This is a genomic window from Paenibacillus sp. UNC496MF (assembly GCF_900113915.1).
In the GTDB taxonomy this organism is placed as follows: domain Bacteria; phylum Bacillota; class Bacilli; order Paenibacillales; family Paenibacillaceae; genus Paenibacillus_Z; species Paenibacillus_Z artemisiicola.
In genome coordinates this window covers 704,229-726,375 of sequence record NZ_FORE01000004.1, presented here as the reverse complement: position 1 = coordinate 726,375, position 22,147 = coordinate 704,229, and the positions used below count along the sequence as shown (strand labels likewise).

Here is a 22,147-nt window from a genome sequence, read left to right as displayed (position 1 = left end):
TAACCTTGAGGTAACTGCCACCGCTGCCCGGTCGCGCCTCCAACGGTTCTGCATCCGGCCCGGCCGGCGCGCGTCCCGGCCGCAGCCGGACGGAACGCCGGGCGCTTAGGCGGGGACGGCGGCTTTCAGCAAGCTCCCGCAAGCCGCGAGATGCATCGCCTCGTGCATCAGCGCGAAGTTGAACAAATCGCCCGCGGCATGGAACTCGAGCGGTCCCTGCCGCAGGGGCGGCGCGAACGGCGCGTTCAGACGGTCCGGGGCGATGTCCGCGAACCGGTCGAGCTGGGCGGACAGCACGCGGAGCAGCTCCGCCTTGGACGGCGGCGCTTCCGTCCAATCCGCCGGCTTCGTGCCGGAGTCGAAGAAGGCGGCGTACGCGGACGGAATGGCGGAGCCGGACCCGAAGCAGAGCGTCATGTACGCGTCCGCCCAATAGACGAGATGGCCGACGTTCCAGCGTACGGTGTTGGTGAAGCCGGCGGGCTGGACGTCGAACAGCTCCTCGGGAATGGCGTCGACCTGCTGCAGCACGATCCGGCGCAGCGTCAGCGCCGAGTTTAAGATGATTTCGGACATGGATGATTCCTCCTTTGGGATGGTAACGGCCGATCTGTGCCCAGTATAGGCCACCTGCCGCGTCCGCTCAATGCAGCGCGCCTTACCGCCGGATTAAGCGAGACTTACCGATCGCCCTTGGAGCTCCCCCCGCGCGAACGCTATAATGGATGAGACCGGAACAATCGATTGCTATCGCGAAGAAGGGAGGTTCCGGCATGGAGCTGAAACAGCTGCACTATTTCATGGCGGTATGCGAGGAGCTGCATTTCGCGCGCGCCGCCGAGAAGACGGGCGTCAGCGCGCCGAACATCAGCCAGCAGATCCGCGGCCTGGAGGAAGAGCTCGGCGTCCTCCTGTTCGAGCGAAGCGGCAAGCGCATCCTCCTCACCGAGGCCGGCGAAATCCTGCGCGAGCACGGCGCGGCCGTCTTCGGGCATCTGCGCCGCGCAAGCGACGCCATCGCCGACCTGAAGCAGACGAAGGGCGGCTCGCTCGTCATCGGCGTGCTGCCCGGCGACGCCGACCTGATGTTCGATTCGCTGGTGCTCGCGTTCCACCGGGCGCATCCGGCGATCTCGCTCTCCCTGCTGGAGAGCGCCGACGTGACGGAGCGGGTGCTCGACCGCACCATCGACGTCGGGGTGACGATCGAACCGGTCGCCGACGAGCGCCTGACGAAGTTTCCGCTCTTCCGCGAGGAATTCGCGCTTGCGGTCGCCGCGTCCGACCCGCTCGCGCGGGAAGCGTCCGTCCCGCTGCGCCGGCTGCAGACCCTGAAGACCGTCCTCTTCCCGCCCGAGCACCAATGCCGTCGGCTGATCGACCGCTTCTGCATGGAGCACGGCTTCCGCCTGCGGCCGCATATGGAAACGACGACGCTCTCCTCCCTGCTCCGCATGGTCGAGAGCGGCATCGGCGCGTGCGTGCTGCCGCGCCTGCTGCTGGATCATATAGACCGCAAGGACATCGCGACCGTGCGCCTGACGCAGCCCGTGCCGAGCCAGGATATCTGCCTGATCTACCGCAGCGACCGCTACGTCGGCCATGCGATGCGCGCGTTCATCAAGGCGCTGCGCGGCCACGTCGAAGCAATCGTCGCGCAGGCGAATACGTCCTAAATCCGCCGAAGTCACTGCGGGGGTCGGCGGGCGTCAGCGCGGAAGCAGCCGCGCCGGCTGCCGGCCGCGCTTAGCCGGCAGCCAAAACAAACCGCCGGGGGTGCCCCGGCGGTTTGTTGGCTTGCCTGTATTCGGAACCGTCCGACGGATCGCCTTCGGAGTCGAGCTCCGGCCCTGCCCGGCTCGCCGAACGGCTCGCCGATGCCGGAAGCGGTCACTTGATCCCTCCGGAGCTCTTGATGTCGATGCTGACTTTCGGATGGAACGCCACCTTCGGATAGAGCGCCTGCCACGCTTTCCAATCCTTCTCCTTCCCATATCGGGTCGCGCGGTAGCGCAGTCCGAAGCCGACGGGATCGACGTTCAGGCGCTGCAGCTTCTGGAGAAGGCGCGCGTAACGCGTTTCCGCCTGCCGCTCGGCCAGCTGCTCGTAATAGGTCCAAGGCCGCGTATAGAACGCTTCCGTCGACTCCTCCGCCTGCGCGACGATGCGGCCCTTCAGGTTAATGGCCGGCGGAGCGTCGCGGATGTCGTACGCGTACCGGAAGCGATGCACGCTCAGCGCGAACTGGACCTGCTCCGTTTTCGTCTCGATGTCGAAGCTTTGGATACGGGCCACCAGTTCGTTGAAAATGCGCGTCTCTTCCGAGGTCAGAATCGCCTTCATCCGTTCCTTGTCGAAGACCGCGACTTGATCGATCAGGAACGCGCTGTCGTCGATCGTGCGAATGAGCGGGAGGTACGGATCGATGCCCTTCTCCCGCACCCGGCGGTGAAAATCGAACAGGCTTTCGGTCGCGATATACGAAGATTCGGTGCCGTCCCGGTCGAAGCTCAGGAAGAGGCTGTCGCCGGGGAACCGCTCGGAACTCGTCTTGACGTTCAACACCGCTTCGGCCGACGGATCGCCGAGCGCCATGTAGGAACAGCTTTGGATGTCGCGGCGGCGCAAAAACCAATCGAGCATGTCTTTCTCGAGGATTTTGCCGCTTATCGCCTTGCCGACGACGATCATTTTCGACTGGGAGAAATCCAACTCTTTGTCGACCTTCGATTTGATGTGCCGCACGGCTTCCGTGATGGTGCTGGCGTCGTCGGATACGAGCCGGTACGCGTTCGTCTGGCCCGGTTGGATTTTGGGGAACGGAATCGCGAGCTTCAACGAGACGCGGAACGGCTTGTCTTCGATGCCGGACCCGTCGATGCCGATGGCCATGACGAAGAAACGGCGATCGATATCCTTGAAGCCGCAGCCCGGCAGCGCCGCGATCGACAACATCCATAGGCCGAGCAGCACCTTCGCCCCGTTCTTCATGCCCCGGTCTCCCGTACCCGCTTCCCGCGCGAGAGCAGGAAGACGAGCAGCACGAACAGCAATTCGAATCCGAGACTGATGCGCATCCACGATGCATAGGTCCGGAACAGCGTTCCTTCATCCATCCGAAGGCCGGCGACGACCGTCGCAACGGACGCGACCGCGCAGATGGCGAAAGCGAGCAGCACGTCGGAAGGCGGCCGTTTCTTCGGCTGGTAACGCCGGAAGCAGGCGCCGATCGTCTGCGCGCCGATATGCCACGCCATCATGCCGAAGACGAACGCAAGCACGAGAGAAACGAGCAGATAGATGGAGATGACCCGTTCGATCAGGATGTATTTAATGCGGATGGCGTCCACCGTCGAGACCCACGTATAGATGTAATCCCCCACGCCGTCCGTCCCGTGGAAGCCGATCGGAATGAAGAACGACAGCAGCTCCAGCACGAAGCCCAGAATCGGGATGACCCATAAATACCGGATCTTCCGATCCTCCGTAAACTCGCGGTTGAAGATCGCGAGGCCGAGGAAGCCCGCGAACGTATTCGTGGAAGCCGATACGCTGTTCCAGGACGGGATCGACCACGCGTAATCCAGCATGACCCGCATGGCATCCGTATTAAGACTCCTGCTGAAGACGCCGTGCAGCAGCAAGACAAGGAGCAGCGGAACGCTGAGCACGAACGCGATTTCCGTGCTGTACAGCACCGTCTTCGACGTCTGCGCCGCCGCGAAGCACGTTACCGTCACGAATAAGATCAGCAGCGTCGACGGCGCCATGTCCGGGTTCAAGTACTTGGCGAAGACGTAGGTGCAGTGAATCCAGACGAATCCGCCCGTCGCGAGCGAGACCGTGCCGAGCGCGAGCAGCATCGGCACATAGACTGCCTTCGGCAGCAGAGCGGCCGCGATTTCCGGCAGCCCCTGCCCTTTGAACCGGCTCATCGCGCCGGTAAAGGCGAGGATCAGGACGAATCCGATCAGCGGCCCGATCGCGAAGGACGCGATCGCGCCGTCGTACCGCTCGTTCATGTGCACGCGCGGAACGAAGATCACGGTATGGATGATCATGGACACGCCCACGAAATAAAAGAAATATCGCGTCAAACCCGCTCACCTGCTCTTCTTGGCTTCCTTGGGAAACAGCTTCAGGTACGGCCGCCCGAAACTCCTGAGGCTCGTCGCGTAGACGATGAAACCGAAAATTCCCGTCACGACGCCGGCCAATCCGAAATAAATGGCCAGGACGGCGAGCGGAAATTTGGCGGCGCGCATGGCGTAGCTCATCGTATTGATCGGAATGACGAAGTTCGAGATCGCGACCGCGGAAGCGATAATGATCATGATGCTGCTCACGAGACCGGCTTCCTGCGCCGCCTGTCCCAGGATGAGGCCGCCTACCGTCGTCGCCGTCGACCCGATGTGCTTGGGCAGCCGGATGCTCGCTTCCGTCAGCGCCTCGGTCAGGAACAGCATGAAGAAGACTTCGTAGAACGAGGCGTACGGCACCGCCGCGCGGCTGCCGGCGATTTCGATCGCGAGCTGCGCCCGCAGAAATTCCGGATTGTACGAAACGAACGCGATGTACAACGCCGGCAGCGTCGTCGTAATGAAGGCGCACAGATACCGCATCGCCTGCAGCGGCCGGGTCAGCCACGGAAATTGGTACGCGTCTTCCATGGAAACCATGAAATCGTAGAACACCGCCGGGAAATAAATCGAGAACGGCGTGCCGTCCAGCAGCAGGACGACCTTGCCTTGAGCGAGGTTCAGGACCGTCCGGTCGGGCCGGTCCGTCGCCATCGCCGTCGGGAGCAGCTGAAACCGTTCCGTTAGCAGCACGGTGAGCTGGTTGGCGGCCTGCACGACTTCCGCGTCGATCTTCGTCAGCTTGCGGTCGAGTTCCAGCAGCACGTCCGGCTCCACCTTCGACTGGTCGTAGACGATCGCCAGCCGCGTGCGGCTCGAAGTGCCGATCTCCGTATATTCAACCCGCAGATCCTTCGAGGGATACCGCATCCGCAGAATGCGCACGTTCGACTCGATATCCTCCGACAACGACGTCTGGGGCCCTTGCAAAATGCTCTCCATCGACGCATCCGAAGCTTTGGTCGCAGGCGCCTTCGAGGCCTCGACGGCGGCGATCCTTCCTTCCAGCATCACAAGCGCGTAGCCATGAAGAAGCTTGTCGGCGGTTTGTCGCCCCGGCGCGGCCGGCTCGTAGCCGGAGACGAGCGTCAGCTTCGCGGCAAACTCCCGCAGCGTCGCGGAGGAGGCAAAGGCGGCCATGACGGTTTGCTGAATATAGTTCTTATCGCAGAGCGAGGACAAATAATACAAGTGCGCGGCGTCGCCGGCGAGTCTCAGTTCGCGGCTGACGAGGTCGACGGATTTCGTCACGCCCGGGACGGCGTCCTCCAGGTTGAACCGCTCCATGGCGCCACCTTCCTTGACTTTCCTTTGGCGGTTAGGCTTCCCTGCACCGGCGGTTCGTATCCATTAGCGGCCCGACGCGCCAAAAAAACCGCGGATTGGCATTCGCGGTTTTTCTCGCGGTTCCTGTTTCATGTGCTCGCTCGTTCGCGAAGGGAGCCCAGCCCTATTCCTTCACGGAGCCGAGCATGATGCCGGAGATGAAATACTTCTGCAGGAACGGATAGACGCACAGGATCGGAATGGACGCCACGAACACCTGCGCCGACTTGATCGTCCGGTCGGATACCATGCTCATCAGCTTGGCGTATTGCTGCGTCATGACCTGCGAGTTGGATTGCACCAGAATCGTCTGCAGATACGATTGCAGCGGATAGTTCTTCTGGTTGTTCATGTAGATCAGCCCGTCGAACCAAGCGTTCCAGTGGCCGACGGCGATGAACACGACGAGCGTCGCCAGAATCGGCATCGACAAGGCCAGGTACAGCTGCGCCAAGATCCGGAAATGGCCGGCGCCGTCCATGAACGCCGATTCCTCGATCTCCTTCGGAATGCCGCGGAAGAAGTTCGACAGCAGCAGCACGTTGAAGACCGACACCGCGCCGGGCAGGACGAGCGCCCAGACGGAATCGAGAATGCCCGTGTACTTGACGATCATGAACGACGGCACGAGGCCGCCCGAGAACAGCATCGTCACGACAAGGTACCAGGCGAAGGCCGATTGGTGCTTGAACGACGCCTTGTTCTTCGACAGCGGGTAGGCGATCAGGATCGTCAGCAGCATGCTGACGGCCGTTCCGAGCACGACGCGTTCGATCGAGACGCCCATCGCGGTCCAATACTCCGATTTGTTCAAAATGTATGCGTACGACTTGAGCGTCGCCTTGACCGGCCACAGCGTCACCTCGCCCGCGTTGACCGCGCTGCTCGCGCTGAGCGAGACGGACAGCACGTGGATCATCGGCACCACGCAGCTCAGCGAGAAGAGAACAAACAACAATCCGTTCAGCGTCGCGAACGCACGCCTTCCGATAGAACGATCCGGCATAATCGGCGTTCCCTCCTTTTCCTAGAAGATCCGGTGATCCGATACTTTGCGCGCGACGTAATACGAGACCGAAATGAGCGCGAGGCTGACGACCGACCGGAACAGCCCGATCGCCGACGCGAGCGAATACTGCGACTGCTGCAGGCCCATCCGGTACACCCACGTGTCGATGACGTCGCCCGTCGAATAGACGAGCGGGCTGTACAGCATGAGCACCTGCTCGAAGCCGGCGTTCAGGATGTAGCCCATGCTGAGCGTCATCATGAGGATGATCGTCGACTTGATGCCGGGAATCGTGATGTGCAGGATTTGCTTGAACCGGCTTGCCCCGTCCATGACGGCCGCCTCGTACAGCGTCGGATCGATGGTCGTGATGGCGGCCAGGAACACGATCGTCCCGAAGCCGGTCACCTGCCACGTCTCCGTGCCGACCAGCACGTACGGGAACAGCGACGCCTTCGACAGGAACACGACCGGCTCGAAGCCGAGCTTGCCGAGCAGCATATTGATCAGCCCTTCCCGGGAAAGCAGGTCGCGCAGGATGCCGCCGAGGATGACCCAGGACAGAAAATACGGGAAGTAGATGATCGTCTGCACGACGCGGCGGAAGAGCTTCGAGACGATCTCGTTCAGCAGCACCGCCACGACGATCGCCGCGAGCGTCTCGACGACGATTTTCATCGAGGCGATGAAGAGCGTGTTCAGCACGACCTGCTTCACGTCGGGAATGTACGCGAGCCGCCGGAAGTTAGCGAAGCCGACCCAGTCGGAACGGAAAAACCCGAGGCTCGGCTCGAACCGCTGGAACGACATGACGACCCCGAACATCGGGAGATAGGCGTAGACGAACAAGACGGCGACCGGCGCGATCAGCATGACGTAGAGGGCCAGCTGGCGGCGCGGGATCGTTAAGGCATGCAGCAGTTTCATGGCTTCCCTTCACTCCATTCGGCTTCCGCCGCCCGCGGGATGACGGCGGCCGCGGACGAGCGTCCGTCCGCAGCCGGTCTGCCGCGGGCGCCGGCGGTCTAATTGCTGTCGAACCAGCTTTGGATGCTTTCCTTGTTCTTCGCTTCGAACCACTTGTTCACGCCGGGATAAACCGCCGACATGTAGATCGCGTCGTACTGCTTCAGGAAGTCGTCGTATTGGCCGATGTCGCCGCCTTTGACCACGTTCAGGAACATGACGTCCCACGCCTTCTTGATGATCGGCGCGTTGTCGATCATTTCCTGCGTCGGCATCGCCGTATATTCGTTCATCTGGAACGCCTTGTTCTTGATGTAACCGTCGACGACCGCGAGGCTGCCCTGGTCGGTATACGACAGGTAGGACGGGAAGCCGGCCTTGTCGTTCTTGTCGGCGTACGCCTTCGCCTGGTCGTAGAACAGCTTGTCGGATTCCGGCATGCCGTCCGCCTTGCCCGTCTTGAACGCATTGCTGACGACCTGGAACGCCTCGTAGTTGAACGACGGATTGTACACCGGCATCGGATACGCCAGGAAAATGCCGGAATTGTCCTTCGGATCGGTGTTGTACTTGCCGAACTGCATCGTCTCCGGATTGTTGTTCAAGTCGTGGTACAGGTTCTCCATCTTCACGAGCGCTTCGGGATGCTCGACCCCTTTGCGCGCCACGCTGATGCCGAGCACGGTCGCGGCCGTCACGGAGGACTTGGCCTGCTCGCCGTCCGCCGAAGGAATGGCAACCGGCAGCCACTTGTTGTCCGGGTGCTTGTCGAGGTTCAGGTTCAGCGGCCACCACGCGTCCCACAGCCCGCCGAAGACGACGCCGGACTGGTTGTTGACGATGGACTCGTTGTACTTCGTATCGTCGAACGTCGCGAAGTCGGGGTTGATGTAGCCCTTCTTGTAATAGTCCTGCAGCTTGAGCAGCGCCTTGCGCGTGTTCTCGCGGTGCTCGGGACCGAACATGCCGTCCTCCAGCTCGCCCTTGCCGTTCTTGACCCAGATGTTCGGGTAGGCATGGAACATGTTGAAGAACGCGTCGCCGATGCCCCAGAAATTCGACGCGATGTTCGCGTCCGCGAGCGCGATCGGGTATTTCTCGCCGCCGCCGTCGTAGTCGTTGTTCTTGAACGCGTTTAGAATCTTGTCGAGGTCGTCGACCGTCTTCGGCAGCGTCAGGCCCGCCTTCTCCGCGTTATCCGAGCGCATCCACAGCATGTAGCCGGAATCGTGGTACGTCTGGCCGTTCGGAATGCCGTAGACTTTGCCGTTCTTGGTGACGCCTTCGAGCAAGCCCGCGTAATCGCCGGTCAAATATTTCTTCATGTATTTCGAGCCGTAGTCCTGCAGCGCCTGGGTCAAATCCGCCAGCTGTCCCGTCGAGGCGAGCCGTTCGAACTGCGATGGGGAGACGTAGAAGAAGTCCGGCAGGTCGCCGCTCGCGATCATGAGGTTCATCTTCTCTTCGCCCTGCGCGCCCGGCGACGTCCAGTTGAACTTCAGGTCGATGCCGAGCTTCTCGGCCCACGTACGCGTGTAGATGTTGCTCTCGAGCGTGTCGGGCTTCTTGAGGTTGGTCGCCACCTCGTTGTTCGTGTGCACGGTCGTGACCGTGATCGGCGGATCGTATTTGCCGTACGGATCCTGCGGCGGCTCCGCGTTCGGATCGAGCTGCACGGCCGTCTCCGAGGCCGCGCTGCCGTTCTTCGTCCCGGCGTTCGCGTCCGATGCGTTCCCCGTACCGCCGTTGCCGTTGCCGTTTCCGTTGCCGGAGCAAGCCGCCAGAATCAGCGTCAAGGAAAGGCCGACGGCGAGCGGCGCAACCGCGTTCTTCTTGTTCATGCTGGATTTCCCCCTGTACGAGCCGGATGAGCCCGTCGTTTTGAGTAGCGCAGGACGTTTCGCGTTGTAAGCGCTTTACATCTGAATGCATTATAGAGCACGCGCCTTGGCCCGTATTGTATAATCGCGATGCCATTTGTAAAATTGTCATAAAAAAATGGCGACCCCGATCGCGGGAGCCGCCGTTTCTTCCTCGATTCAAGCCTTCTTTCCGCGCCGTTGCAGGCTTCGGCCGTTCGGACCTCCTCCACCCCGCTTCATTAAGGCACCCGGCCCCGATTGTAAATTTTCGCTCCGCCGCTTGTCCCGGGGCCATCGACGCGCCACCCGCTTCGCTACGCATAGCCGTGCTGCTCGCGGTATTCCTGCGGCGTCCGCGAGACGCTCGCCCGGAACGCCTTGGAGAAATGCGCCCCGTCGTAGAAGCCGCTGACGATCGCGATCTCGGTGATCGGCATCGTCGTCGTCTCGAGCAGCCGCTTGGCGCTCTCGATGCGCGCGGAGAGCACGTATTGGCCGATCGTCGTTCCCGTCACCGTCTTGAAGAGCTGGTTCAGGTAGCGCTCGTTCAGCCCGTGGCGGGCGGCTACCTCCGGCAGCCGGATTTTGCCTCCGATGTCCATCCGTTCCTGCAAGTCCTCGATGACCTGCCGGACGATCAGCTCGTGCTTGTTCCGGTGGCCGGCATGCTCGGCGAGTTCCATGTAGATTTTCACGAAGATGTGCAGGAAATAATTCTTGGCCAGCACCGAGACGTGCCGGTCCATGCGCAGCTCCGTCATGAAAGCGCGGAATTCCGCCTGCAGGCCCGGCATCGCCAGCGGGGCCGCTTCGAAGTCGAGCAGCCGGAACAGCTCGGCCATGCGCGCGTTCAGATCCGGCGCATCGAACCGGAACATGACGTAGTAGAGATCGAACGAGCCTTCCTCGCAGAAGCTGCTGCGGACGTCGTCCGGCACGTAGATGAGGTCGCCGTGCTTGAAATGCAGCGTCCGCTTGTCCTGCACCACGGTGTTCGTCCCCCGCGTGTAATAGTTCAGCTCGAAGCCCGAGCCCGCGCCGTTCCAGCCCCGGTCCCGCCAGAAGCCGAACGCCGGGAACGAAAACCGGTGCCATTCCCGGTCGAACAATTCGATCAGCGATTTCAGATGCGACGCCGGTTTGAAGCTGTTCATCGCGCAGCGCTCCCCCGCTTTTTCTTACAATTTTACAATTGATAGAATAACTATACAATACGGATCGCGGATTGTGAACTATACTCGAAGTAGTTCTGCAGGGGACGAACATGCGAAGAGGGATGTGGGCCATGAAGGAGACGCTCGGACTTATCACGCAAGAAGATAAAGAATTTTACAAGGAGAACGGCTACTGGGTCAGCCCGGTGCTGTTCGGCGAGGACGAAATCGCGGAGCTCCGCCGCGCCCATGACCGCATCTGGTCGTTCGATTACGACGGCGACGGCTACCCGCTGGAAGAATGGCGCCCGTCGAACAATCCCAAGATGCTCCGTAAAATCGACAATTCCTGGTGGATCAACGACGCCGTTCGCAAGACGGTCACGAACCCCGTGCTCGGCCGGATCGCGGCGGGCCTGATGGACAGCTCCGGCGCGCGGCTGTGGTACGACCAGGTCATTTACAAGCCCGGCACCGGCACCGGCGAGAAGGACGCCTTGTCCCCCGGCAACGTCGGCTGGCATCAGGACTATATCTACTGGCAGTGCACGGATACCCCGAATCTGGTCACCGCCTGGATCGCCCTGCAGGACACGGACCTGACGAACGGCTGCATGTCCGTCGTGCCCGGTTCGCACAAGTGGGGGCTGCTCGAGGGCAGCGACGCGTTCTTCAACCGCGATCTGGAGACGGTCAAGAACCGCATCGCCCGGGAATCCGGACGCGAATGGAAGGAAGTCCCGGTCACGCTGAAGGCCGGCCAGGCCAGCTTCCACCACGCGCTGACGATCCACGGCTCCGGCCAAAACCATTCGGCGGATCCGCGCCTCTCCGTCGTCGCGCATCTCATGCCGGACGGCATGGCCTACAAGAAGCACGGCCATCACAACGTCGACAACATCCGGCTGCTCGGCCCCCGCCCGAAGGAAGGCCAGCGCTACGACAATCACTATTGGCCGCTGCTGTACGCCGAACATTCGCATCAAGACTAACCGCTCCCGCATAACAATTCGGCCGACAAGGGCCCCTGGAGGTTACCGACAATGAAAATGCAACTGACGCCCGAAGAACGGCAGTCCGGCAAGCTGGATCCCGAGAAGCTCGCGATCGCCGTCGAGCAAGTCAAAGCAAACGGTTACATCGTGCTCGACAAAGTGTACGGCGACGAGCAAATGGCGGAGCTGCGCGGCGCGTTCGACCCGCTGTTCGACGAGTACATCGAGCGCCGCGGCTACAACACCGGCACGAACCGCGCCCAGATGCACCTGCCGTTCCGGGCGCCGTTCAACGACCCGTCCATTCTCGAGCATCCGATCGCCATGGCCATCATCGACGGGGTGCTCGGCCCATACAGCAAGATCAGCTACTTCGCGTCCGATACGCCGATGCCCGGCTCGGATTACCAGGCCGTGCATTGCGACATCAACCCGCTGTTCCCCGAGCTGTCGGTGCCGCTGCCTCCCTTCAGCCTCGTGCTGAACATTCCGCTCGTCGACACGACCGAGGAGAACGGCCCGCTCGAGATTTGGCCGGGCGGCACGCACCTGCACGGCGACCGGGCGAACCAGGACACGCTCGGCGGCGTCGTCAATCCGCACATGCACATCGTGCGCGCGTCGCAGTACATGCACTCCGAGAAGGTGTACATGTCCGCCGGCTCCATCGTCATCCGCGACATCCGGATGTGGCACCGCGGCACGCCGAACCGTTCGGACTACCGCCGCACGAACATCGCCTTGATCTACAACCGCGACTGGTACGGCTCGGGCTATTCCATCCAAATCCCGCGCGAAACGTACGACGCCCTGCCGAAGCGCTCGCAGCAGCTGCTCCGCGCCGAGAAGGTCGGCTATCCGGTGATGATGCCGTGGGAATGGTAAGATCGTCATGGTCGTCGCCGCCCGCCGCCGGGCCTGGCTTGGATTAACCGGCCGGCTGCAGGTACGCGGCGGCATGCGGACGCACGAAAGGCCCGTTCCGGGAGGAACGGGCCTTTCGGCGGTTGCGCAAGCGGGTCAGGCTCGCGCCAGAGGCTAGCGAGCCGCCTCACGGGGCCAAGCAGGCCAGCGCTTCCGCAGTCCGAAGCATCGTCGGCGCCGAGTCAGGCGGACGTCTCCGTCGCCTCCGCCTTGCCCGACATCGCCTGCAGCTTCTTCTTGGCGCGATGAATGAGCGTCTTCACGGCGCCGACGGACAAGTTCAGGATCGACGCCAGCTGCTTGTACGACAAGCCGTACTCGTACACGAGCACGAGCGCCTTGCGCGCTTCCGGCTTCAAGCTTTCGAGCAGCTCGTATTCGTCCGGCACCTCGGCGAACCGCCCGATTCCGCCGTCGCCCGAGCCGGACACGGCTTCCATCCGTTCGCTCGAGATTTCGAGGCTGCGCACCCGCTTGCGGTACAGGTCGATCGCGGTATTGCGCGCGATGACGGTCAGCCAGCCTTCCTGAACGTCCGCCGCACCCGTCTCGCCGAGCCGGCGGAATATTTTGATGAACGTCTCCTGCGCCGCGTCCTGGGCCAGAAAATGATCGCGCAAAATCGCGTGCGCGCAATAATAGACGTGCTTGTAATGCCGTTGGTAACAGGCGTCGAACGTATCCCCGGCATCGTACGCGGCCGCCGGGCCGCCGGCCTGCGCGCCCGCGCCGCGCGGCTCGCCTTCCCCCGCGTCCGGACCGAAGGCGCCGAGGCCTGTCCGCGCGGCGAGATAACCGCCGTATCCCGAATCGTCCGGAGCATCGTGATGCCGTTCCGTGTTTGGTGACATTTCGCTTCCTCGCTTTCGAGCTTCCGTTTCGTCCGTTTCATCATAAACAATGAACTTTAAAGAGAACCTAAGCAATTCTTAAATTTTTATAAAATCGTAACTCGGAGGCCGAACGGAACCGCGGGCGCGATAGCCGGAAATAAAAAAGCAGCCCCTCGCGGGACCGCTTGCCGGCTTACGTATGCGCGTCGCGCGCTTCGGCGGCGAACAGCCGCCCCTGGGCCGCGCCGGTCAAAGCGGCCGCGATCGGCTGCGAATCGCCCGTTCCGTTCGCCGCCCTATCCGGCGTCGGACGCGCCGTGTCGTATGGAGCCCGCGTCCTGCCGCCCTGCTCCCGGTTCGTTCGCCCGCGGAACGGATTCGCCGCGAGGAGCCGGTAGCCGATGCAGCCGAGCAGGCCGCCGGCGGAATTCAGAATCATGTCGTCGACGTCGAAGCGGCCGATGGCGAAGACCGCCTGCGCGCTTTCGAAGCAGAAGCTCAGGCCGAACGAACAGATCAGCGCGCCGAAGAGCGAGATGCCGTTGCGGGACAGCAGGCCGAGAAACACGCCGAAGGGCAGGAATATCGCGACGTTGCCAACGACGTTGACGAAGCCGTGCGGCGTCATGACGTGAACGGTCCGCGAAATTTCCTCGAACGGGACGAGATTGCCCGCGTGCACCCGCCAGCTGACGTCTTGGGGATTGCGGACGCTCCGCAGCAATTCCGCCCACAGATAGCCGGGCGAGATCGGATTGAACTTGAAGAGGACGATTTTGAATAATACGTACATATAGAGCACGAACGAGGCGAGCTCGAGCTTATGCGCCAGCTTTTCTTTCATGGGCGATCCCTGCTTTCCGGTGGTCTTTGTTTCGCGTAAGACCAGCTTAAGGCAGACTCCTTAAAGAGAAAGCGGGGAATTTTTAAGTTTTCCTAAAAAGCCGCCCGGATCGCGGCGCGCGTGCGCCGCGCGGGAAGCGCCGTACTGCTGCCGGCCGCGTCCGGCGCGGCTCCTCCGATCCCCGCGCCGCGTCAGAACCCGTGCGCCCAATGGATAATGAGCGGCAGATACAGGAAGCTCGCGACCGTCGTGATCGCGACGTTCAGCGCCGTCATCTCCGGATCGCCGCCGTACTTCTCCATCATGACGACGGAATTGATCGCCGACGGCATCGAGGATTGGACGAACAGCACGGACGCCTCCAGCCCGCGCAGTCCGAGCAGCGAGATCGCGAGCCAGGACAGCAGCGGCACCCCGGCGATCCGCATGGCGACGGCGATCCAGAGCTCGCGCCGCATCCCGCTGCGCCAGTTGGCCTTCCGCAGCTGCATGCCGAGGATGAGCAGCACGACCGCGGCATAGGCGCCGCCGATGAGCCGGAATCCGTCCGCGAGGCTGCCCGGCAGCGGAATGCGCAGCGCGTACAGCAGCAGGCCGGCGGCCGCGGCGTAGATCAGCGGATTGCGCGCCATCGCGACGGCGGCCTGGCGCGGACTGAACGAGCTGCGGGACGAAATGTACAGCCCGAGCGTGTTGACGAGCACGATATGCAGCACCACGTTCGTCACGCCGATCGCGAAGCCTTCCGTGCCGAACGCGAGCAGGAGCAGCGGCAGCCCGTAATTGTTGGAATTGGCGAAGATCGTCGTCATCTCCATGGACCGGAGCGACGAGCGGTCGAAGCGGAGCGCCTTGCCCGCCGCGAGCGACGCCGCCCAGCACAGCGCGGTCTGAAGCGCCGTGAACAGCGCGATATGCCCGAACGAAGACGAACCGAGGCTGCTGCCGGCGAACGAGCCGACGATGAGGCAGGGCGACAGGACGAACAGGCTGAGGTCGGCCAGTATCTTCGTATCCGGGGACCTGAATGCCTGGAAGAGATAGCCGAGGAGACACGCCATCAAGATCGGCACGCTGACCGAGCCGAAAATCGAAATGTAGGATTGCATGGGAACGCCTGCCTTTCTTTCGTGGCCGTTGGATTTACTTGTCATTGTATACGGCGGCGGCCATGCGTTGAAATATATAAATCGAATGAGTTTTATAAAGCCAGCCTATAGAGAGGCGGCGATACAAATCTAGCATCGCCGGGGACCGGGGCTGATCTTCATCGCCCGTCTTGGCTGGCTTGCTTCGGCCGCATCAAAATAACACATCAATTGCGCGGTTCGGGCCATAGGCTTCGGCGCGGGCGATCTGCCATAATAGGGGCAAGCAAGCGATACCAGCCGTTTCGGAAAGGGGAATCCGCATGTTGAAATTTTCCGGCATCGCCAACCCGTACGCGCTCGGCAAATACGGCGTCGAGCAGAATGCCCGCGTCCTGCAGCGCTACCGGTTCCTGCACGAAGGTCTGCTGAAGGCGGCGGCCGGCCAGCTCCCCGGACGCGAGGATTGGGACCTTCGGGTGGCCATGTGCCGCCACATGTACGAGGACGCCGAGATCGCGAACCAGTGGCGCGAGCGGATCCCGGAGCTCCGCACGTCGAGCGCCGTCCTGTCGAAGGAGCCCGACCCGGTCCTCTCCCTCCTGATGGACGAGCTCGTCCACGCCCGGAGCGACCTGGAATGGGCATCCGCCGTCTACGAAGTCGTCAAGCCGGCTTTGCTGGCCGCTTACCGGGAACATATGGCGGCCACCCAGCAGATCGTCGACCAGCCGACGATCCGCGTATTGCGCGGCGCGATTCTCGATCTCGAAGCGCAGCTCGAATGGGGCGGGGCGTTTCTGGCCGGGCTGCGCGCCTCGGCGGCCGCGCAGGACGCGACCGCTGAAGCGGCTGCCGCACCGGACGCGACCGCGCAGGACGCGCCGCCGTTCGCCGACGCGATCGCCGCCTTCCTCGCGGCGGCCGGCGGCGTCGCGGGCGAGCTGCCCCGGCCGACGGATCTGCCGCGCCGCGGGCGCTCCCGCACGCCGTATGCCGTGCCGGGCAGATCCGTCCGCGATCCCCGCAAGATGGGCGAAACGACGTGGGCGCGGACGAGCGTCGCGAATCCGCCGGACGATCCCGCGGGGCGCGAGCTGCTCATGAAGATGCGCGTCCGCCAGGAAGAGATGACCGCGTGCGACCTGGTCGCGGCGGTGCTGTACGGCCAGAAGAACATGCCGTGGGCGTTCTACCGCGATCTCGCGCGCCACATTTGGGACGAAGCGCGGCACGCCATGTTCGGACAGGCGGCGCTTGAAGCCGACGGGCACGAATGGATGTCCCGGCCGCAGTACACGTCCGATTACGACATCAACGCGGACAAAATTCCCGCCGTGCAGTACGCGTGGCTCAGCATCGGCATCGAGGAAGGCGCGATGATCAGCCTCGGCAAGAAGAAGGAGTACGAGTGGTGCCGCGACGAAGCGAAGCATCCGCTCATGGCGCAGTTCCAGGATTACGACTGGGCGGACGAAATCGTCCACGCGAACCTCGGGCGAAAGTGGACGCCGGACCTGATGGGCGAGGAGCTTCCCTTCGTCCGCGAGGCGGCGCGGAAGGAGCTGCGGCACTTCTTCGCCGAAGTCGACAAAGCGAACAAGGCGTTCGCCCGCGGCGAAGCGTCCAAAGCCTAGCGCGGCGCGGCGAAAACAGCGGTAACGCAAAGAGCGGCAGCCACGGACCCCCGTCCCGGACTGCCGCTCTTCGGCGCATTCGCGCTTGTCATGACCGGCGCGCGCTTCATTCGCGCGGTCCGATCGGCTCCGCCGCCGTCTCGTACAGCGCCGGATCCAGCGCGCGCACGAACGGCGACCATGCCCCGGCGGCGTACAGCGTCAGCCGGTGCATCGCGCGCGTGCACGCCGTGTAGAACAGCTTCCGCTCGCTTTCCTGCGCGTACGCTTCCTCCCCGGCGTCATGGATCAGCACGGCGTCGAACTCCACGCCCTTGGCGAGGTAGGCGGGGATGACCATGATCCCCTTCTCGTAGGACGGCGATGCCTTGTCGATGAGCCGCGCGTCCGCGCGGCCGCAAGCGGCCAGCGCGCGGTGGGCGGCCTCGGCCTCCGCGGCCGTCTTCGTCACGACGGCGACGGAGCCGAAGCCTTCCGCGGTCAGCGCGGCGAGATCCGCGGCGATGCGCTTCGCCCGCGCGTCGCCGCTCTCCGTCCGGACGAGCAGCGGCTTGGGACCCGGCCGGTCGAACGGCACGATCTCTTCGCCGCCCGCCAGCATCGCGCGCGTGAAATCCGCGATTTCCCGCGTGGACCGGTAGCTGCGCGCGAGCCGGATCACGTTCGTGTCCGCTTCGCCGTACAGCCGGAGCAGCGGCGAATCCGCGCCGCCCAGCTCGGTGGCCTGCGCGAAGATCGCCTGGCCGAAGTCGCCGAGCACCGTCATGCGCGCATGCGGAAACAGCTTGCGGAGATACGCGTACTGAAACACCGAATAGTCCTGTCCTTCGTCGACGAAGACATGCCGCACCTGCGTATTCGTCCGGACGCCCTCGATCAGCTCCTTCAGGTACAAATACGGCGTCGCGTCCTCGTAGAACAGCTCGCGCCGGTTCAGCTTCTCCGCCGTCTGGCGGCAAATGTCCGCCCACTCTGCCGGCGCGTCCGTCTCGTTCGTCAGCTCCGCGTAGGAGGTCCCGCTCTCGAACAGCCGGCCGTACATGCCCGCGAAGTCCAGGAACTTCAACCGTTTCACGCTCCGCCGCAGCGGCTTGAAGCGCTCCTTCACGATCGTCTTGCGGAGCAGCGCTTCTTCCCGGTCGGCCAGATCGAACACGTCCTCGACCCGTTCGCGCCGGTTATGGATCGCGTCGTCGGCTTCGACGTACTGCTCGGCGAACATGAAGATGCCTTCGTCGCGCCGGTATTCCTGCAGCAGCTCGTCGTACGATTCGGCATATTGCCCCCGGTCGAGGTATTGCGCCTCTTCCTGCGCCCACTGCGCCTTCCGCTCCTTCCGCTCCAGCGCGGCCAGCTCGCGCAGCAGCCATTCCTGCAGCAGCGCGACGCGGTTCGGCAGCCGGATCGAACGGTCGAAGCCGTAGAAGCGGGCCGCCATGTCTTCCGCCGAGATGAGCTCCCGGCCCATGAACCGGATGCCGGCGAAGCGCAGCCCTTCCTCCCCGAGCCGCGCCGCGTACGCGTCGAGCGCCAGCCGGTACGCCTCGGAAGCCTTGTACGCCATCCCCGCCATACGGGCGCCGTAGTCCGGCGTTTCCGTCTGCGTCAACGCGTATTCGATCTGGTCGAACGGATCCTCGAGCCGGAACGACTTGCCGAGCCAATAGTCGAGGTAATCCTGGAACGTCGTCTGCTGCATGTTCTCCTCGCCGAGCTCCGGGAGCACCGTGGAGACATAGCCGTTAAAGAGCGGATTCGGCGAGAACAGCACGATCTGGTCCGCCTTGAGCCGGTCCCGGTATTTGTACAGCAGGTACGCGGCCCGCTGCAGGGCGGCCGACGTCTTCCCGCTGCCGGCCGCGCCCTGGACGATCAGCATGCGGCTGCGATCGTCGCGGATGACGGCGTTCTGCTCGCGCTGGATCGTCGCGACGATGGATTTCATGCGGTTGTCGGCGCCGTGGCCGAGCACCTGCTGCAGCAGTTCGTCCCCGATCGTCACGCTCGCGTCGAACACGCTCCGCAGCTCGCCGTCCTGAATGCGGTACTGCCGCTTCAGCGTCATGGTTCCGCCGACCGTGCCGCCGGGCGTATCGTAAGACGCGGGTCCCGGAACGTGGTCGTAGTACAGGCTCGCGACCGGCGTGCGCCAGTCGTACACGAGGAAGCTCATCGCCTCCTCGTCGGCGAATGACGAGACGCCGATGTAGACGGGCTCCTCGACGGACTCGCCCGCTTCGCGAAAATCGACGCGCCCGAAATACGGCGACGCCTGCAGCCGCCGGAGATTGTTCCGCTGCCGCAGCAGCAGCCGCTGGCTGCGTTCCCGTTCGGCCAGCACCGCTTCCTGCTGCCGGATGCTGAAGAACGTCTCCTCGTAGTCCTCCGACGTGCTCGTATTGACCGTGACCTCTTCCCAAAACCGCTTCCGAATGTCCGCCGCCTGTTCCTGCAGCCCGTCGACCTGCGGGTCCAGCTCGGCGATTTTGGCCGCTAATTTAGCCTCCACCAGCGCCAGCCGTTCCCGTTCCCGTCCCCAGTCCGTTGCGTTGCTCATGCCGACAACACGCTCCTTTGCGTCATGTAATGGAGAATGCAAACGATGAGTTGACATTCCGTGCGTCCCTGTGATATTATTAAATTGTAAGTAAAATAGCCTTACTACACCCACAATTTAAAAAAGACACAATGGAGTTTCCATCTTACCATAGCATTACGTGATGCGCAATACATAAAGCCGCAGGCATTTGCCTGCGGCTTTTTTTTTTGAGTTGCCAATCGGAGTCGGCTATTGATGGCGAAGCCTATCTCGGACAGGACGGTACGCGGCGGTTAACCGCCGCGTACCGCGCCCTTCTAACGCCCTACGAGCTCAGCTTCTGGCGGACGGGAACGTTAACGCCCGGCTGGTTCTTCTTTTGCGCCAAGCCGTAATACGCGAGCAGCGCCAGCATGCTCGTCGACAGGATGATCACGCCCATCGGCACGGCCGAGTATTCACCGGCCACGCCGACCAAGGGCGAGGTGACCGCGCCGAGCACGAACGGCAGCAATCCGAGGAGCGCCGACGCGCTGCCGGCCATGTGGCTTTGGGATTCCATCGCGAGCGAGAACGAAGCCGTCGACGTGATCCCGATGGAGGCCACGAAGCAGAACAATGGCGCGACGAGCGCGAACAGCGGCCCGTGCAGCAGGATGACCGCGAGCGCCGTCAGGCTCGCCGCGGCGGACAGCAGCAGCCCGAATACGAGGAACTGCCGCTCCGAGAACCTGCCGTTCAGCCGGCCGACCAGCTGCGAGCCGATGATCAGGCTGATGCCGTTCGAGCCGAACAAGACCGCGAACAGCTGCGGCGAAGCGCCGTAAATCTTCTGATAGATGAACGGCGTGCCGGACACGTACGCGAAGACGCCGCCGATCATGATGCCCTGCGCCAGCGCGTAGCCGAGAAACTGCCGGTCGCGGACGAGCGTCTGGATGCCCTGGAACAGCTGGCCGAAATTGCTGGCCATCCTTTTTTCCGGCGGCAGCGTCTCCTTCAGCCCCGCGGTCGCGAGCAGCACGAGCGTGATGCCGACCGCGCCGAGCACGACGAACACGCCGACCCACGTCGTGAACGAGATGACGCCGCTGCCCGCCACCGGCGCGATGAGCGGGAACAGGTTGTTGACGAGCATAAGCATCGAGAAGAACCGGGTCAGCTCCGGCCCGCTGTACAGGTCGCGGACGACCGCCCGCGAGATGACGATGCCCGCGGAGGCGGCGAAGCCTTGAATGAAGCGGGCCGCGATGAAGACGTAGATGTTCGGCGACACCGCGCAGGCGAACGACGCCAGCAGGTAGAGTGCGAGCGAAATAATGACGGGCCGGCGGCGTCCGTGAACGTCGCTCAGCGGCCCCATGATGATTTGGCCGAGCCCGAGGCCGATCAGGCAAGCCGTCAGGCTTAATTGCACGAGCGATGCCTTCGTGCCGAAGTCGGCCGTGATTTCGGGAAACGACGGCAGGTACATGTCGATCGTAAGCGGCCCGAGCGCCGAGAAGGCGCCGAGCAGCAGCACGAGCCGCCAACGGTTGTTAGGTTGTGGTTGCACGCGGGTTCTCCTATCCTGGATCTATATTCTCTATAGCGGCTTGCGGCGAATCGAGAAGCGTAATCCGTCGCGAATGGTCGTCGGCAACCCGGCCGCGCGGGCAGCTCCCCTCTGCCCTGCTCCGCCGTGCTTGGCCGGCTCTCCCGGTCGCGCGAAGCGGTCGCCTAGACGTGTATCCATTATAGGCGGAGTTCTCCCCGCCCGGAAGAAGTGAAATCTTGAATAGCAGGTACCTTTTAGTATAGTAACTACCCGGGTCAGACAGCGCAAAGACCCTCCGCATCCTCGGAAACCGGGTTTTCGTCCGGGCGCCGGCCATGCGGAGGGCCATCGTTTACCTTCATCCGCCTGCGATTCATTCGAGCTACCGCAGACGGCTCCCTGCTTAAGCCGGGTTCGGCGGCGAGACCGGCGCGTCTTTGTAGTGGGCGCGCGGCTTCTTGCCGCTCCAGCGGTCGTCGATCTCCTCGTGCGCGGGCTGATAGCGCGTGTCGACGCTGAGCCGGTACTGGTTCGTCGTGTTCTCGAGCGAACAGTGCATGAGGTACATGCCGAAGATCAGCACGTCGCCCGCTTGGTACTCCGTCGTCGCCCACTGCCCGCCGAACTTGCCCGTAATGACGAGGGGATCGTCCGTATAATGGCCGACGCCGTCCCGGTCCGAGTCCTTGGAGCCGTACGTCCGCTTCAGGTCTTCGAACCGATGGGACCCCAGGCACAGCGCGAGCCCGCCCATCCGGTAATCGACGTCTCCGAGGGGCGTCCAGACGGTGTACAGGTTATGCGTGCCGCGGCCCATATAGACGATGTCGTAATGCGCGCCCGTATAATCGCCCCCGCCGACCGCCCGAAGCCACTTGTAATGGTACGTCAGCGAAGACGCCCCGAACAATCGGTCGAAAAAGCCCATGATCGCGCTGCCGTTCAGCACGTTCAGCAGCTCCGGCAGATCCTCGTTCGTCCCGCCCAAGAAGAGCGATTTGGAACCGTCCGCCATGACGGCCTCCTCCAGCAGCGTATCCCGCTCGAGCTTGCCCATCCGCCGCATCTTCTCGAGCACGGCCCGCCTCGCCGTCAGCACGTCCTCCCGGTCGTGAAAGCCGCGCAGCAGCAGATAGCCGTCCTCCGTCAGCCTCGCGCGCAGCGCTTCGATATCGTCCCCGATTCCGCTCGAATCCCTCAGCTCCGTCAAATCCGGGCCGCCGAGCTCCAGCTCCCGGCTTCCGACTTTTACGAACATCGCTTGCCACCCTTCCCATGCCGTGATAGCTTCATT

General features: G+C 63.1%; 18 protein-coding genes. 4 read left to right on the top strand and 14 right to left on the bottom strand.

Annotated elements, in window-relative coordinates:
• Nucleotides 1–105: 105 nt before the first annotated feature.
• Nucleotides 106–576 (bottom strand): DinB family protein, encoded by a 471-nt coding sequence (locus BMZ79_RS03260; protein WP_090636484.1) that lies wholly within the window; start codon nt 574–576, stop codon nt 106–108.
• Nucleotides 577–773: 197 nt separating this feature from the next.
• Here BMZ79_RS03260 and BMZ79_RS03255 point away from each other — a divergent pair, with 197 nt between their 5' ends.
• Nucleotides 774–1,676, top strand: a complete 903-nt coding sequence (locus tag BMZ79_RS03255; protein WP_090636482.1) for a LysR family transcriptional regulator — start codon at nt 774–776, stop codon at nt 1,674–1,676.
• A gap of 214 nt (nt 1,677–1,890) precedes the next feature.
• Here BMZ79_RS03255 and BMZ79_RS03250 read toward each other — a convergent pair whose 3' ends face one another.
• The 7 genes from BMZ79_RS03250 to BMZ79_RS03220 form a co-directional block, all read right to left on the bottom strand.
• A complete protein-coding gene (locus BMZ79_RS03250; RefSeq protein ID WP_090636480.1) occupies nt 1,891–2,991 on the bottom strand; it encodes a Ger(x)C family spore germination protein in 1,101 nt (366 codons plus the stop codon).
• Nucleotides 2,988–4,061 carry a hypothetical protein gene (locus tag BMZ79_RS03245; protein WP_218154639.1) on the bottom strand — a complete coding sequence of 358 codons (1,074 nt, stop codon included), beginning with the start codon at nt 4,059–4,061 and terminating at the stop codon, nt 2,988–2,990. The genes BMZ79_RS03250 and BMZ79_RS03245 overlap by 4 nt, the downstream gene beginning before the upstream one ends.
• Nucleotides 4,062–4,103: 42 nt before the next feature.
• Complete coding sequence (locus BMZ79_RS03240) at nt 4,104–5,426, bottom strand: spore germination protein (protein WP_090636474.1); 1,323 nt, start codon at nt 5,424–5,426, stop codon at nt 4,104–4,106.
• A gap of 163 nt (nt 5,427–5,589) precedes the next feature.
• Complete coding sequence (locus BMZ79_RS03235) at nt 5,590–6,471, bottom strand: carbohydrate ABC transporter permease (RefSeq protein ID WP_090636473.1); 882 nt, start codon at nt 6,469–6,471, stop codon at nt 5,590–5,592.
• Nucleotides 6,472–6,492: 21 nt separating this feature from the next.
• Nucleotides 6,493–7,401 (bottom strand): ABC transporter permease, encoded by a 909-nt coding sequence (locus tag BMZ79_RS03230; protein ID WP_090636471.1) that lies wholly within the window; start codon nt 7,399–7,401, stop codon nt 6,493–6,495.
• 98 nt (nt 7,402–7,499) lie between these two features.
• Entirely contained in the window at nt 7,500–9,281 is a 1,782-nt protein-coding gene (locus BMZ79_RS03225; protein ID WP_090636469.1) for a type 2 periplasmic-binding domain-containing protein, read from the bottom strand.
• A gap of 335 nt (nt 9,282–9,616) precedes the next feature.
• A complete protein-coding gene (locus tag BMZ79_RS03220) occupies nt 9,617–10,456 on the bottom strand; it encodes an AraC family transcriptional regulator (RefSeq protein WP_090636467.1) in 840 nt (279 codons plus the stop codon).
• 110 nt (nt 10,457–10,566) lie between these two features.
• On the opposite strand from BMZ79_RS03220, the gene BMZ79_RS03215 reads away from it, so the two are divergent.
• Entirely contained in the window at nt 10,567–11,448 is an 882-nt protein-coding gene (locus tag BMZ79_RS03215) for a phytanoyl-CoA dioxygenase family protein (RefSeq protein WP_256252526.1), read from the top strand.
• Nucleotides 11,449–11,499: 51 nt separating this feature from the next.
• On the top strand, nt 11,500–12,336 hold the full coding sequence (locus tag BMZ79_RS03210) for a phytanoyl-CoA dioxygenase family protein (protein ID WP_090636462.1): 837 nt from the start codon (nt 11,500–11,502) through the stop codon (nt 12,334–12,336).
• A 221-nt stretch (nt 12,337–12,557) separates the two neighbouring features.
• Here the strand turns inward: BMZ79_RS03210 and BMZ79_RS03205 are convergent, their stop codons facing one another.
• The 3 genes from BMZ79_RS03205 to BMZ79_RS03195 all read right to left on the bottom strand — a co-directional run bounded on the left by BMZ79_RS03205 (nt 12,558) and on the right by BMZ79_RS03195 (nt 15,161).
• Nucleotides 12,558–13,226 carry an RNA polymerase sigma factor gene (locus tag BMZ79_RS03205; protein ID WP_090636460.1) on the bottom strand — a complete coding sequence of 223 codons (669 nt, stop codon included), beginning with the start codon at nt 13,224–13,226 and terminating at the stop codon, nt 12,558–12,560.
• A 175-nt stretch (nt 13,227–13,401) separates the two neighbouring features.
• On the bottom strand, nt 13,402–14,052 hold the full coding sequence (locus tag BMZ79_RS03200; protein ID WP_090636458.1) for a VanZ family protein: 651 nt from the start codon (nt 14,050–14,052) through the stop codon (nt 13,402–13,404).
• A 191-nt stretch (nt 14,053–14,243) separates the two neighbouring features.
• Nucleotides 14,244–15,161: an AEC family transporter gene (locus tag BMZ79_RS03195; protein ID WP_177221984.1), complete on the bottom strand. Its 918-nt coding sequence runs from the start codon at nt 15,159–15,161 to the stop codon at nt 14,244–14,246.
• A gap of 302 nt (nt 15,162–15,463) precedes the next feature.
• Here BMZ79_RS03195 and BMZ79_RS03190 point away from each other — a divergent pair, with 302 nt between their 5' ends.
• Nucleotides 15,464–16,777 (top strand): hypothetical protein, encoded by a 1,314-nt coding sequence (locus tag BMZ79_RS03190; protein WP_090636456.1) that lies wholly within the window; start codon nt 15,464–15,466, stop codon nt 16,775–16,777.
• Nucleotides 16,778–16,883: 106 nt separating this feature from the next.
• Here the strand turns inward: BMZ79_RS03190 and helD are convergent, their stop codons facing one another.
• From helD to BMZ79_RS03175, 3 genes are all read right to left on the bottom strand, one after another.
• On the bottom strand, nt 16,884–19,334 hold the full coding sequence (helD, locus tag BMZ79_RS03185; RefSeq protein ID WP_090636454.1) for an RNA polymerase recycling motor HelD: 2,451 nt from the start codon (nt 19,332–19,334) through the stop codon (nt 16,884–16,886).
• 307 nt (nt 19,335–19,641) lie between these two features.
• Nucleotides 19,642–20,871, bottom strand: coding sequence for a multidrug effflux MFS transporter (locus BMZ79_RS03180; RefSeq protein ID WP_090636453.1), 1,230 nt, complete (start codon nt 20,869–20,871; stop codon nt 19,642–19,644).
• A 385-nt stretch (nt 20,872–21,256) separates the two neighbouring features.
• Complete coding sequence (locus tag BMZ79_RS03175; RefSeq protein ID WP_090636451.1) at nt 21,257–22,111, bottom strand: phytanoyl-CoA dioxygenase family protein; 855 nt, start codon at nt 22,109–22,111, stop codon at nt 21,257–21,259.
• Nucleotides 22,112–22,147 lie beyond the last annotated feature (36 nt).